Origin of the sequence: Streptomyces sp. NBC_00083 (assembly GCF_026343295.1) — a bacterium.
GTDB lineage: Bacteria > Actinomycetota > Actinomycetes > Streptomycetales > Streptomycetaceae > Streptomyces.
Genome location: NZ_JAPELY010000002.1, coordinates 220,421 through 233,673, shown reverse-complemented (window position 1 = coordinate 233,673; position 13,253 = coordinate 220,421). Strand labels below are relative to the sequence as shown.

The 13,253-nt window shown below is 71.7% G+C and carries 12 protein-coding genes; 3 read left to right on the top strand and 9 right to left on the bottom strand.

Annotated elements, in window-relative coordinates; all coding sequences use genetic code 11:
• Positions 1-47: 47 nt before the first annotated feature.
• The 3 genes from OOJ98_RS17555 to glmS all read right to left on the bottom strand — a co-directional run bounded on the left by OOJ98_RS17555 (position 48) and on the right by glmS (position 4,450).
• Positions 48-1,481 carry an NAD(P)H-hydrate dehydratase gene (locus tag OOJ98_RS17555; RefSeq protein WP_267055830.1) on the bottom strand — a complete coding sequence of 478 codons (1,434 nt, stop codon included), beginning with the start codon at positions 1,479-1,481 and terminating at the stop codon, positions 48-50.
• A 728-nt stretch (positions 1,482-2,209) separates the two neighbouring features.
• Positions 2,210-2,578 (bottom strand): holo-ACP synthase, encoded by a 369-nt coding sequence (locus OOJ98_RS17550; RefSeq protein ID WP_267055829.1) that lies wholly within the window; start codon positions 2,576-2,578, stop codon positions 2,210-2,212.
• A gap of 24 nt (positions 2,579-2,602) precedes the next feature.
• Positions 2,603-4,450 carry a glutamine--fructose-6-phosphate transaminase (isomerizing) gene (gene glmS / locus OOJ98_RS17545; RefSeq protein WP_267055828.1) on the bottom strand — a complete coding sequence of 616 codons (1,848 nt, stop codon included), beginning with the start codon at positions 4,448-4,450 and terminating at the stop codon, positions 2,603-2,605.
• Between the two features lie 137 nt (positions 4,451-4,587).
• Between glmS and coaA the strand changes: the two genes are divergently transcribed.
• Positions 4,588-5,577, top strand: a complete 990-nt coding sequence (coaA, locus tag OOJ98_RS17540; protein ID WP_267055827.1) for a type I pantothenate kinase — start codon at positions 4,588-4,590, stop codon at positions 5,575-5,577.
• A 31-nt stretch (positions 5,578-5,608) separates the two neighbouring features.
• A complete protein-coding gene (locus OOJ98_RS17535; RefSeq protein WP_267055826.1) occupies positions 5,609-6,544 on the top strand; it encodes a DUF389 domain-containing protein in 936 nt (311 codons plus the stop codon).
• On the opposite strand, the gene glmM is transcribed toward OOJ98_RS17535, so the two are convergent.
• The 4 genes from glmM to OOJ98_RS17515 form a co-directional block, all read right to left on the bottom strand.
• Entirely contained in the window at positions 6,541-7,899 is a 1,359-nt protein-coding gene (glmM, locus tag OOJ98_RS17530; RefSeq protein WP_267055825.1) for a phosphoglucosamine mutase, read from the bottom strand. The genes OOJ98_RS17535 and glmM overlap by 4 nt on opposite strands.
• 121 nt (positions 7,900-8,020) lie before the next feature.
• Positions 8,021-8,539 carry a 30S ribosomal protein S9 gene (gene rpsI / locus OOJ98_RS17525; RefSeq protein WP_161245589.1) on the bottom strand — a complete coding sequence of 173 codons (519 nt, stop codon included), beginning with the start codon at positions 8,537-8,539 and terminating at the stop codon, positions 8,021-8,023.
• 44 nt (positions 8,540-8,583) lie between these two features.
• Positions 8,584-9,027, bottom strand: a complete 444-nt coding sequence (gene rplM / locus OOJ98_RS17520; protein ID WP_267055824.1) for a 50S ribosomal protein L13 — start codon at positions 9,025-9,027, stop codon at positions 8,584-8,586.
• Positions 9,028-9,299: 272 nt separating this feature from the next.
• Entirely contained in the window at positions 9,300-10,922 is a 1,623-nt protein-coding gene (locus OOJ98_RS17515) for an ABC-F family ATP-binding cassette domain-containing protein (protein WP_267055823.1), read from the bottom strand.
• 57 nt (positions 10,923-10,979) lie between these two features.
• Between OOJ98_RS17515 and OOJ98_RS17510 the strand changes: the two genes are divergently transcribed.
• Positions 10,980-11,822: a hypothetical protein gene (locus tag OOJ98_RS17510; RefSeq protein WP_267055822.1), complete on the top strand. Its 843-nt coding sequence runs from the start codon at positions 10,980-10,982 to the stop codon at positions 11,820-11,822.
• On the opposite strand, the gene truA is transcribed toward OOJ98_RS17510, so the two are convergent.
• The gene (gene truA / locus OOJ98_RS17505) at positions 11,793-12,665 is read right to left on the bottom strand and encodes a tRNA pseudouridine(38-40) synthase TruA (RefSeq protein ID WP_267055821.1); all 873 of its coding nucleotides are present in this window, start codon (positions 12,663-12,665) and stop codon (positions 11,793-11,795) included. The genes OOJ98_RS17510 and truA overlap by 30 nt on opposite strands.
• Before the next feature lie 85 nt (positions 12,666-12,750).
• A complete protein-coding gene (rplQ, locus tag OOJ98_RS17500) occupies positions 12,751-13,221 on the bottom strand; it encodes a 50S ribosomal protein L17 (protein WP_267055820.1) in 471 nt (156 codons plus the stop codon).
• Between the last annotated feature and the right edge of the window lie 32 nt (positions 13,222-13,253).

Here is a 13,253-nt window from a genome sequence, read left to right as displayed (position 1 = left end):
GTTTGAGGGCGGGCGGCCTTCGGGCCGGGGCGGGACCTCGGGGCGGGTCAGGCGGCTGGGGGGCGGGTGATGTCACGCCAGGCCGACGGGAGGGCCTCGGCCACCGCGTACGCCGTCGTGGGCGCGCCCTGGGCCGCCCGCCGCCCGGCAAGACCGTGCAAGTAGGCCGCGGCCGACGCCGCGTCCCGCGCACCGCACCCCGCCGCGAGCAACGACCCCGCGAGCCCCGACAGCACATCGCCGCTGCCCGCCGTCGCCAGCCAGGGCGTGCCGGTCGCGTTGGCCCGTACCGCCGCTCCGCCCGCCTCCGCGACCAGCGTGGTCGACCCCTTCAGGAGCACCGTCGCCCCGAACCGTTCGGCCAGCTCCCGCACCGACGCCAGCCGTTCGGCCTCCACCCGCTCGCGCGCCACCCCGAGCAGCGCGGCCGCCTCGCCCGCGTGCGGGGTGAGCAGGGTCTCCGCCGAGCGGGCCCGTACCGTACGGGGGTCGAGCCCGCGCAGCCCGTCCGCGTCCACGAGGACCGGCACGTCCGACGCGAGCACCTCGTCCACGCCCGGCCCGTCGCCGAGCCCGGGGCCGACCACCCACGCCTGCACCCGTCCGGCCTTGGCGGGCGGGCCGTCCGAGACCAGGGTCTCGGGGAACCGCGCCAGCACGGCGTCCCCGCCGGGACCGACGTACCGCACCGCCCCCGCGCCGCCCCGCAGCGCGCCGGCCACCGCGAGCACGGCCGCGCCCGGGTAGCGGGCCGACCCGGCGACGACCCCCACCACACCCCTGCGGTACTTGTCGCTCTCACCGGCCGGAGTGGGCAACAGGTCGGCCACATCGGCGTGTTGGAGCGCCTCGACCTCCGGCACGGACGGCAGGCCGAGCCCGATGGGGACCAGCCGCACCGCCCCCGCGTACTCCCGCGCGGGGTCGATGAGCAGGCCCGGCTTGTACGCCCCGAACGTGACGGTCGCATCCGCCCGCAGCGCCTCGCCCGTCACCTCGCCGGTGTCGGCGTCCACGCCGCTGGGCAGGTCGACGGCGACGACCAGCGCGTTGGATCCCCGGGCGGCGCGGGCCACGGGGACCGCGTCGGGACGCAGCCCGCCGTGCCCGCCGATGCCGGTGATGCCGTCGAGTACGAGGTCGGCGGTGGCCAGCACCTCGAACGGGTCGTCGGCGACGCGGCCGCCGGCCCGCTTCAGCGCGGCGAGGCCCCCGGGGTGGGCGCGGTCGGGGCTGAGCAGTACGGCGTGGACGGCGGCGCCCCGGCGGGCGAGGCGGGACCCGGCGTACAGCGTGTCGCCGCCGTTGTCGCCGCTGCCGACGAGCAGCACGATCCTCGCCGCGTACACCCGGCCGAGCATGTCGGCGCAGGCTGCGGCGAGGCCGGCGGCGGCTCGTTGCATGAGGGTGCCTTCGGGAAGGCGGTGCATGAGCTCGGCTTCGGCGGCGCGGACGGATTCCACACGATAAGCAGTACGCATGCCGCCCACCCTTCCCCATTCCGCCCCACCCCCAACCTCCCCGCCTCGGCGCCGGGTGCCTCACGGGGGCGCGGCCGGTCGACTCCGGGTGCCCTACGTCTTTAGGGGCGCGGGGCTGTGCCGTTTGCGCGGCTCCGCCGCGGTGGGCACGGGTGCGGGCTGCGACTCCGGGTGCCCTACGTCTTTCGGGGCGCGGGGCTGTGCCGTTTGCGCGGCTCCGCCGCGGCGGGCGCGGGCCGCGGGCGTGACTCCGGGTGCCCTACGTCTTTAGGGGCGCGGGGAACTGCGCGGGTGCCCCAGCACGGTCCGCAGACGAAAACCGGGGTTGATGGGGGATGCCCCACCCCACCCCACCCCTACCCGAAACCCTCCGGGGGTGAGATGAGGGGCTGAGGTCCAGGCCCCTGGGGCTCCGCCCCAGACCCCGTTCGCGCCCGAAAGGCGCTCGTCCTCAAACGCCGGACAGGCTGAGGATGCCGTAATTGGGCGCCCTGCCAAGGGAGAGGGATGCCGAGACCAGGCACCCCGCCAAGGGTGAGGGATGCCAATGCCGGGCGCCCTGCCAAGGACAACCCGCCCAGGGGCGCGGGGATGCCAATGCCAGGCACCCTGCCAAAGGCAGCCCACCCAGGGGCGCGGGGAACTGCGCGGGCGGTGTGTCGGCGTGGCCCGCGCTGGAGGCGGACGCGGCATGCCGGACGCGAGCGCACCCCGCGCACAACGCGACCTCACCCCTCCGCGATCACCACCGCAGACGCCACCCCCGCATCGTGGCTCAGCGAAACATGCCACTGCCGAACCCCCAGCTCGGCCGCCCGCGCGGCCACGGACCCGCGGACGCGGAGCCGGGGCCGGCCGCTCTCCTCGACGTACACCTCCGCGTCCGTCCACAGCAGCCCCGCCGGCGCGCCCAGCGCCTTCGCGAGGGCCTCCTTCGCGGCGAAGCGGGCCGCCAGTGAGGCGACGCCGCGCCGCTCACCGCCGGGCAGCAGCAACTCCCGCTCCACGAAGAGCCGTTCGAGCATCGCGGGCGTCCGCTCGATGGACGCCCCGAACCGTTCGATCTCGGCCACGTCGATGCCGACCCCGATGATCACTTGACCCCTCCCTGATGCATTGGCTCACTCCACCGTGACGGACTTCGCCAGGTTCCGCGGCTGGTCCACCTCGTTGCCGCGCGCCGTCGCGAGCTCGCAGGCGAAGACCTGGAGCGGCACGGTCGCCACCAGCGGCTGGAGCAGTGTGGGCGTCGCCGGGATGCGGATGAGGTGGTCGGCGTAGGGGACGACCGCCTGGTCGCCCTCCTCCGCGATCACGATGGTCCGCGCCCCGCGCGCCCGGATCTCCTGGATGTTGGAGACGATCTTGTCGTGCAGCACCGAGCGGCCGCGCGGCGAGGGCACCACCACGACCACCGGCAGGTCCTGCTCGATCAGCGCGATCGGGCCGTGCTTCAGCTCCCCCGCCGCGAACCCCTCCGCGTGCATGTACGCCAGCTCCTTGAGCTTGAGCGCGCCTTCGAGGGCGACCGGGTAGCCCACGTGCCGGCCGAGGAAGAGCACCGTGTTCTTGTGGGCGAGCGAGCGCGCCAACTCCCGTACGGGCTCCATCGTTTCGAGGACCCGGTCGACCTCCGTGGCGATCTCGGCGAGGTCGCGCACGACGTCCCCGATCTCGTCGCCCCACTTGGTGCCGCGCACCTGGCCGAGGTAGAGCGCCACGAGGTAGCAGGCCACCAGCTGGGTGAGGAAGGCCTTGGTGGAGGCCACCGCCACCTCGGGGCCCGCGTGGGTGTAGAGGACCGCGTCCGATTCGCGCGGGATCGTCGAGCCGTTGGTGTTGCAGATCGCGAGCACCTTCGCGCCCTGCTCGCGAGCGTGCCGCAGCGCCATCAGGGTGTCCATGGTCTCGCCGGACTGCGAGATGGCGATGACCAGGGTGCGCTGGTCGAGAATGGGGTCGCGGTAGCGGAACTCGCTGGCCAGCTCCGTCTCGCAGGGGATCCGCGTCCAGTGCTCGATGGCCAGCTTCGCGATCATGCCCGCGTGGTACGCCGTTCCGCACGCCACGACGACGACCTTGTCGATCTCGCGCAGCACCGCGTGCGGGATGCGCAGCTCGTCCAGGGTGAGCGAGCCCGCCCCGTCGATCCGGCCGAGCAGCGTGTCGGCGACCGCCTTGGGCTGCTCGGCGATCTCCTTGAGCATGAAGTAGTCGTAGCCGCCCTTCTCGGCGGCCGACGCGTCCCAGTCGACGTGGTAGGCCCGGGTCTCGGCGGGCGCGCCGTCGAAGTCGGTGACGGTGACGCCGTCCCGGCGCAGCTCGACGACCTGGTCCTGGCCCAGCTCGATCGCGGAGCGGGTGTGCGCGATGAACGCGGCGACGTCGGAGGCGAGGAAGGCCTCGCCCTCGCCGATGCCGACCACGAGCGGCGAGTTGCGCCGCGCGCCCACCACCACGTCCGGCTCGTCGGCGTGGACCGCGACCAGCGTGAAGGCGCCTTCGAGGCGCCGGCACACCTGCCGCATGGCCTCCGCGAGGTCCTGCGCCGAGGAGTAGCCCTCGGCCAGGAGGTGCGCGACGACCTCGGTGTCCGTCTCGGACTCCAGCTGGTGGCCGCGCTCGGCGAGCTCGGCGCGCAGCGCGGCGAAGTTCTCGATGATCCCGTTGTGCACGACCGCGACCCGCCCGGCGTTGTCCAGGTGCGGATGCGCGTTGGCGTCCGTAGGGCCGCCGTGCGTGGCCCACCGGGTGTGCCCGATGCCGGTGGCCCCGGCGGGCAGCGGCGCCTCCAGGAGCGCCTTCTCCAGATTGATCAGCTTGCCGGCCTTCTTCGCCGCGGCGAGCCCGCCGTCGGAGAGCACCGCGACGCCCGCCGAGTCGTATCCGCGGTATTCGAGCCGCTTCAGCCCCGCGAGCACGACGTCAAGCGCCGACTGCCCGCCCACATAACCCACGATTCCGCACATGGCGGCAGCCTACGACCGTGACCCCCCATTTCGGCCTCACCCGGGGGCGGGCGCGACCGTTCGTCCGCCTTTCGCGGCTTACGGCAAGTGACCCACCCCACCCCCCACGCACGTCATACAGCCGCAACAATGGAGTCGTGATCACTTCGCCGCCACGGAGCGCCCACCGCAAGCCGGAGGCGACTCCCTATGTGGACCTGACACGCGCAGAGTGGAGCGCACTGCGCGACAAGACGCCGCTGCCGCTCACCGCCGACGAGGTCGAGCGCCTGCGCGGGCTCGGCGACGTCATCGACCTCGATGAAGTGCGCGACATCTATCTGCCGCTGTCCCGGCTGCTCAACCTGTACGTGGAGGCGACCGCGCATCTGCGCGGCACCCTCAACACGTTCCTGGGCGACGCCGGCAACGGGCACGGCACCCAGCACGGCACCCCGTTCGTCATAGGCGTCGCCGGCTCGGTGGCGGTCGGCAAGTCGACGGTGGCCAGGCTGCTCCAGGCGCTGCTCGCCCGCTGGCCCGAGCACCCGCGGGTCGAGCTGGTCACCACCGACGGCTTCCTGTACCCGATGGCGGAGCTGGAGCGGCGCGGCCTGATGTCGCGCAAGGGGTTCCCCGAGTCGTACGACCGCCGGGCGCTGACCCGGTTCGTCGCGGACATCAAGGCGGGCAAGGACGAGGTCACCGCGCCCGTCTACTCGCACCTGATCTACGACATCGTGCCGGACGAGCGGCTCGTGGTGCGCCGCCCCGACATCCTCATCGTGGAGGGCCTCAACGTCCTCCAGCCCGCCCTGCCCGGCCAGGACGGCCGCACCCGGGTGGGCCTCGCGGACTACTTCGACTTCAGTGTGTACGTCGACGCCCGCACCGAGGACATCGAGACCTGGTACCTCAACCGGTTCCGCAAGCTGCGCGAGACGGCGTTCCAGAACCCGTTCTCGTACTTCCGCAAGTACACGCAGGTCTCCGAGGAGGAGGCCCTGGACTACGCCCGCACGACCTGGCGGACCATCAACCGGCCCAACCTGGTGGAGAACGTGGCCCCCACGCGCGGCCGGGCCACGCTCGTCGTGCGCAAGGGGCCGGACCACAAGATCCAGAAGATCTCGCTCCGCAAGCTCTGAGAACGCGCAAGCCCCGACCCGGCGAGGAACCGTGCTGCACCTACGACTGATCGTGCCGGCCGACCGCACCGAGGCGGTGGTGCGCACCGTGGAGTCGACGGTCGGCACCGCCCACCTGGTGGTGCTGTCCGGCGCGGCCCGCGACCCGGCGGGCGACCTCGTGCTGTGCGACGTCGCGCGCGAGGCCGGCGACGGCCTCATCGCCGAGCTGCGCGCGCTCGGCCTGGACCGGGACGGCTCGATCGCCGTCGACCACATCGAGCTGTCCCTGTCGCGGCGGGCCGACGAGGCCGAGACGGCGGCACCGGGCGAGGGCGCCGACGCCGTGCTGTGGGAGTCCCTGACGGACGCGACGCACGAGGAGTCGACGCTCTCGGTGACCTACGTGGCGTTCCTGGCCATCGCCACCATGCTCGCCGCGTGCGGAGTGATGCTGGACAACGCGATCCTCATCGTGGGCGCCATGGCGGTGGGGCCGGAGTTCGGCCCGCTGGCCGGGATCTGTACCGCGCTGGTCCGCCGAGCCCCGCGCCTGGTGGGACGCTCACTGCTCGCGCTGGTGGTGGGCTTCGCCTCGGCGATGCTGCTCACGGCCGGGTTCGGCTGGCTGATGGAACTGTTCGGGCTCTTCGACAAGTCGATGATCGAGGCGGCCCGGCCGAACACCGCGTTCATCTTCCAGCCCGACTGGATGTCGTTCGTCGTCGCGTTCCTCGCGGGCATCGCCGGCACGCTCTCCCTGACCTCCGCCAAGTCCGGCGCGCTGATCGGGGTGGCCATCTCGGTGACGACCGTGCCCGCCGCGGCCAACGCGGCGATGGCCTTCAGCTACCAGGACTACGGACAGACCTGGGGCTCCAGCTGGCAGCTGCTCGCCAACCTCGGCGGCATCGTGCTGGCCGGGACACTCACGCTGCTCGCCCAGAAGTTCTTCTGGGCGAGCAGGCGCAAGCGTCGACTGCCTTAGCCCAGCGTCGACTTGACCACGTCGGCGAGGCGGCCCGCGACCGAGCGGGCGTGCTCGATGTCGGCGGCCTCGACCATCACGCGGACCAGCGGCTCGGTGCCGGAGGGGCGCAGCAGCACCCGCCCCGTGGCGCCCAGCTCGCGCTCGGCCTCGTTGACCGCGACGCCCAGCTCGGCGCAGGTGGCGACGCGGGACTTGTCGACGTCGGGGACGTTGACCAGGACCTGCGGCAGCCGCGTCATGACCCCGGCGAGGTCGCCGAGGGTGCGGCGGGTCGCGGCGACGCGGGCGGCCAGCATCAGACCGGTCAGCGTGCCGTCACCGGTGGTCGCGTGGTCCAGGATGATCACGTGGCCGGACTGCTCGCCGCCGAGCGCGTACCCGTGCTCCTTCATCGACTCCAGGACGTAGCGGTCGCCGACGCCGGTCTGGACGAGCTGGATGCCCTCGCCCTCCATGGCCAGCTTGAAGCCCAGGTTGGACATCACGGTGCCGACGACGGTGTTGCCGCGCAGCGTGCCCGCCTCGCGCATGGCGAGCGCGAGCACCGCGAGGATCTGGTCGCCGTCGACCTCGTTGCCGTCGGCGTCCACGGCCAGGCAGCGGTCGGCGTCGCCGTCGTGCGCGATGCCGAGGTCGGCGCCGTGCTCCACGACGGCCGCCTTGAGGAGGCCGAGGTGGGTGGAGCCGCAGCCGTCGTTGATGTTGAGCCCGTCCGGCTCCGCACCGATCGTGACGACCTCGGCGCCGGCCCGCGCGAACGCCTCCGGAGAGACCCGGGCGGCCGCGCCGTGCGCCTCGTCCAGGACGACCTTCAGGCCGTCGAGGCGGTTGGGCAGCACCCCGATCAGATGGGCGACGTACCGGTCGAAGCCCTCGCTGTAGGACCGGATGCGGCCCACACCGGCGCCGGTCGGCCGCTCCCACGGGGCACCCGTGCGGTGCTGCTCGTAGATCGACTCGATGCGGTCCTCCAGCTCGTCGGCGAGCTTGTGGCCGCCGCGCGCGAAGAACTTGACACCGTTGTCCGGCATGGCGTTGTGGCTGGCGGAGAGCATCACGCCGAGGTCGGCGCCGAGCACGCCGGTGAGGTACGCCACCGCGGGGGTGGGCAGCACACCGACCCGCAGGACGTCCACGCCCGCGCTCGCGAGGCCCGCGACGACCGCGGCCTCCAGGAACTCTCCCGACGCCCGGGGGTCACGCCCGACCACGGCGGTCGGCCGATGTCCCTCGAAGGTCCCCGCCTCGGCGAGTACATGTGCCGCCGCGACCGAAAGCCCGAGCGCGAGCTCGGCCGTCAGATCCGAGTTGGCGACACCGCGCACGCCGTCCGTGCCGAAGAGTCGTCCCACGTCTGTCCTCCGAAAACCTGAAAGTGCGGGGTAGATAACTGCGGGGGGTAGATAGACGAACGCCCCGGCAGCACGGAGAGTGCTGCCGGGGCGAACGAGAGCCGTAGTGGCAGGCGCGGATTTAGCGCTTGCTGTACTGCGGAGCCTTGCGGGCCTTCTTGAGACCGGCCTTCTTGCGCTCGACCGCACGGTCGTCGCGGGAGAGGAAGCCGGCCTTCTTCAGGGCGCCGCGGTTGTTGTCCACGTCGGCCTCGTTCAGCGCGCGGGCCACGCCGAGGCGCAGGGCGCCGGCCTGACCGGACACGCCGCCACCCGAGATGCGGGCGATGACGTCGTAGCGGTTGTCGAGCTCGAGCACCTTGAAGGGCTCGTTGACTTCCTGCTGGTGGACCTTGTTCGGGAAGTAGTCCTCGAGCGTACGCCCGTTGATCTTCCACTTGCCGGTGCCCGGAACGATCCGGACACGGGCGATGGCGTTCTTGCGACGGCCCAGGCCGGCGGCCGGCTGCGGGTCGCCGAAGCGGGACGCCATCGACTCGGTGGTGTACTCGCCCTCGACGGGGACCTCGGACTCGAAGGTGGTGACCTCCGCGTAGGTCTCTTCGCCCTCGACGGGGGTCTCGACAGTGGTCTCGGCCACGATGCTCCTCAGATTCTTTTCTGTCTTAGGGGGTGTGGCCGGAACTACTGCGCGACCTGGGTGATCTCGAACGGCACCGGCTGCTGGGCAGCGTGGGGGTGCTGGTCGCCCGAGTAGACCTTCAGCTTCGAGAGCATCTGACGGCCCAGGGTGTTCTTGGGGATCATGCCCTTGATGGCCTTCTCGACGGCCTTCTCCGGGTTGTTCGCCAGGAGGTCGTCGTAGCGCACCGCGCGGAGACCGCCCGGGTAGCCGGAGTGGCGGTAGGCCATCTTCTGGGTCTTCTTGTTGCCGGACAGGTGAACCTTGTCGGCGTTGATGATGATGACGAAGTCACCCATGTCCATGTGCGGGGCATAGACAGGCTTGTGCTTCCCCCGGAGGAGGTTCGCGGCGGTGGTCGCCAGACGACCCAGGACGACGTCCCGGGCATCAATGACGTGCCACTGGCGAGTGATGTCGCCGGGCTTGGGGCTGTACGTACGCACTTCGTAGCCTTCGCTTCTTAGTGGATGGGGTCCAAACACATTGCACCCTGAAGCGATCATGCAGCTTGGACCCACAGTGCCGGGAACGCTGCCCGTATGCGAGTCACTGGTAACTGCTCCAGAGAACCTGCGCAACGGCTCTTCGCGTGAGAACGACCGAGCCAATACGCATAACAAACCAGAAGAATACCCGGGCGCCCCCAGGCGGGTCAAAACCGCCCGACGGCCCCCGGCCCGCATCCGGCACCCCCGGCCCTGGCCTGCGCAAACGTCTAGCGCGCCCGCTCCACTCGGCGCTCGTCCCACACCGGCTCGGGCGTCTCCCGCACCACTCCGTCCGAGCCGAAGACCAGATAACGGTCGAACGACTTCGAGAACCAGCGGTCGTGGGTCACCGCGAGCACCGTCCCGTCGTACGACTCCAGACCGTCCTGCAGCGCCTCCGCCGACTCCAGGTCCAGGTTGTCCGTCGGCTCGTCGAGCAGCAGCGCGGTGGTGCCGGCCAGCTCCAGGAGCAGGATCTGGAAGCGGGCCTGCTGGCCGCCGGAGAGCTTCTCGAAGGGCTGGTCGCCCTGCCGCTCCAGCTCGTAGCGGCGCAGCACCGACATCGCGGCCCCGCGGTCCTTGGCGTGCTCGCTCCACAGGATGTCCACCAGGGTGCGCCCGAGCAGCTCGGGGTGGGCGTGGGTCTGCGCGAAGTGGCCGGGCACCACCCGCGCCCCCAGCTTCCAGTTCCCGGTGTGCGCCACCGACGCGTCCCCCGCGAGCATCCGCAGGAAGTGCGACTTGCCGGAGCCGTTGGAGCCGAGCACCGCGACGCGCTCGCCGTAGAAGACCTCCAGCGAGAACGGCTTCATCAAGCCGGTCAGCTCAAGGTTCTCGCAGGTCAGGGCGCGCACCCCGGTACGACCGCCGCGCAGCCGCATGGTGATCTCCTGCTCGCGCGGCGGCTCCGGCGGCGGGCCTGCGTCCTCGAACCGCTTGAAGCGCGTCTGCATCGCGTGGTACCTGGACGCCATGTCCGGGCTGATCGCGGCCTGGTTGCGCAGCCGCAGGACCAGCGCCTTCAGCCGCGCGTGCTCCTCGTCCCAGCGCCGCTTGAGCTCCTCGAAGCGCGCGAACCGCTCGCGCCGCGCCTCGTGGTAGGTGCCGAACCCGGCGCCGTGCACCCACACGTCCGTCCCCGCGGGGCTCGGCTCCAGGCTCACGATCCGCTCCGCGGCCCGCGAGAGCAGCTCCCGGTCGTGCGAGACGAACAGCACGGTCTTACGGGTCTCCCGCAGCCGCTCCTCCAGCCAGCGCTTGCCGGGGACGTCCAGATAGTTGTCCGGCTCGTCCAGGAGCAGCACCTCGTCGGGCCCGCGCAGCAGCGCTTCGAGCACCAGACGCTTCTGCTCACCGCCACTGAGCGTGCGCACCTCGCGGAACTGCGCCTTGTCGTACGGCATCCCGAGCGCGGCCATGGTGCACATGTCCCACACCGTCTCGGCCTCGTAGCCGTGCGCCTCCGCCCAGTCGCTGAGCGCCTGCGCGTACCGCATCTGCGCGGGCTCGTCGTCGACCGTCATGATCAGGTGCTCGGCCGCGTCCACCGCGGCCGCCGCCTCCTTGATCCGCGGCTGCGCCACCGAGACCAGCAGGTCGCGCACGGTCCGCTCGTCCCGCACCGAGCCGACGAACTGCGGCATCACGCCGAGGCCGCCGCTCACCGTGACCGAACCGCCGTGCGGCTGGAGCTCGCCGGAGATCATGCGGAGCAGCGTCGTCTTCCCGGCCCCGTTGGCGCCGACCAGGGCCACCACCGAGCCCTCCGCCACCCGGAACGACGCGTCGCCGAGCAGCACCCGCCCGTCCGGCAGGTAGTACTCCAGGTGTGCAGCCTCTAGATGTCCCATGGTGCGGATTGTCGCCCAGCCCCTGCCCCCCTGAACAATCGAATTAGGATGCGCGGCATGAGCTTTGGGCAAGGGGGACCCGGGTGGGGCCCGGGGGATCAGCAGACACCGGACTGGGCGGCCCTGGCCGACGCGTCGGCCGCGCGCAACCGGCGCCGCAAGTGGCTGTTCATCGGGGGCGGTGCGCTCGCCACGGCGGCGGTCGTCGCGGTGGTCGCCACCGTGATCGTCAGCGCCGGTTCCCAGGACGACGGAAAATCCGCGAGCGAGCTGCCCTCTCCCCCGGCCCTGCCGAGCGACAGCGCCCACCCGCAGCCGTCGTTCTCCAAGGTGGCCCCGCCGCCCCCGCCCAACCCGTACGACTACATAGCGAGCGCCCAGAAGGACAAGGCGCCGCTCGGCGCCGACACCCTCTTCCCCGGCACGAGCCTGACCCTGGGCAGCGGCGTCTACGCCAAGGGCCCCACCGACCAGGTGACCTCCTGCGCCGCGGCCACCCAGGGCGCGCTCGGCACGGCGCTCACCAACAACGGCTGCCGCCAGGTCATCCGGGCCACCTTCACCAAGTCCGGTGTCGCCGTCACCGTGGGCGTCGCCGTGTTCGACACGGACACCGCCGCCAAGAAGGCGAAGGAACAGGCATCGGGCGGCATCGCCTCCCTGTCCGGCGCGGGCGTCGCGACGTTCTGCCGGGACGGCGCGGTCTGCCGCAGGACCACCAACTCCTACGGCCGCTACGCCTACTTCACGACCGGCGGCTTCGCCGACGGCAAGAACGTGACCAAGGGCGACACCCCCGTCTTCACCGCCGGCGACGACCTCGCCCAGTTCGTCTTCGACCAGATCGTCGCCCGGGGCCGCAACCAGGCGTCAGCAGCAGCCGCCCAGCCCGCCGCCTGAACTCCCGGGCAGCGTGCGCACGTTGCGTGCCTCCTTGGCCCGCGCGGCTAGCAACTCGTCGGCGGGGTAGCCCACTTCCTCCAGGGTGAGACCGTGCGGCTTCACCACGTGCACGGAGGAGTCGCGCACGGCGGCATCGAGCACCTTCCCGGGCCACTCCACATCCCGGTGCCCGTCGCCGACGTGCAGCAGCGCGCCCACCAGGGAGCGCACCATGTTGTGACAGAACGCGTCCGCCCGCACGGTCGCGGTGACGATCCCGTCGTCACCGCGCACCCAGGACAGCTCCTGGAGCGTACGGATGGTGGTGGCGCCCTCGCGCTTCTTGCAGTACGCCGCGAAGTCGTGCTCGCCGACCAGCGCGGCCGACGCCGCGTTCATGGCCTCGACGTCCAACTCCCAGTCGTGCCACAGGACATGACCCCGCAGCAGCGGGTCGACGCCGCCGATGTCGTCGGTCACCCGGTACGCGTACCGCCGCCAGATCGCCGCGAACCGCGCGTTGAACCCGCTGGGCGCCTCGGCGATCCGCCAGATCCGCACGTCGTGCGGGAGCCGCCCGGCGAGGCGCCGCAGCAGCTTCTCGCGGTGCTCGGCCCACACGTCCTCGGGCAGGTCGACATGGGCGACCTGGCCGCGCGCGTGCACCCCGGCGTCCGTACGCCCGGCGACGGTCAGGCCGTAGGGCACCTGCGACCGCGTCACCGTGCGCAGCGCGTCCTCGATCTCGCCCTGCACGGTCCGGCGGCCGAACGGCTGCCGGGCCCAGCCGGAGAAGTCCTTGCCGTCGTACGACAGGTCAAGACGCACCCGGACGTGGCCGGGCTCCACCTCATCGCTCACGTAACCGATCCTCTCAGAGCATCCACACAGCGGAACGGGCCCGCCCCCCGAAGGGAACGGGCCCGTCCACAGCCTTCAAGAACGCTTACGCGTCCTTCGCCTCGTCGGCCGGCGTGGTGTCCTCGGCCTTGGCCTCGGACTCCTTGACGGCGCGCACGGTGGCGGCCTCGGCCTCGGCGACGGTCGCCTTCTTGGCGATCTCGCCCTCGACCAGCTCGATCACGGCCATCGGCGCGTTGTCACCACGGCGGTTGCCGATCTTGGTGATACGGGTGTAGCCACCCGGACGCTCCTCGTAGCGGGGCGCGATCTCGGTGAAGAGGGTGTGGACGATGCCCTTGTCGGTGATCGTCTGCAGCACCAGGCGACGGTTGTGGATGTCGCCCTTCTTCGCCTTGGTGATCAGGCGCTCGGCGACGGGACGAAGGCGGCGGGCCTTGGCCTCGGTCGTCGTGATGCGGCCGTGCTCGAAGAGCGACTTCGCCAGGTTGGCGAGGAGCAGCTTCTCGTGCGCGGCGCTGCCGCCGAGACGTGCACCCTTTGCGGGACGCGGCATGGTGATTCTCCTAGTGATCTGCACCGGCCGTA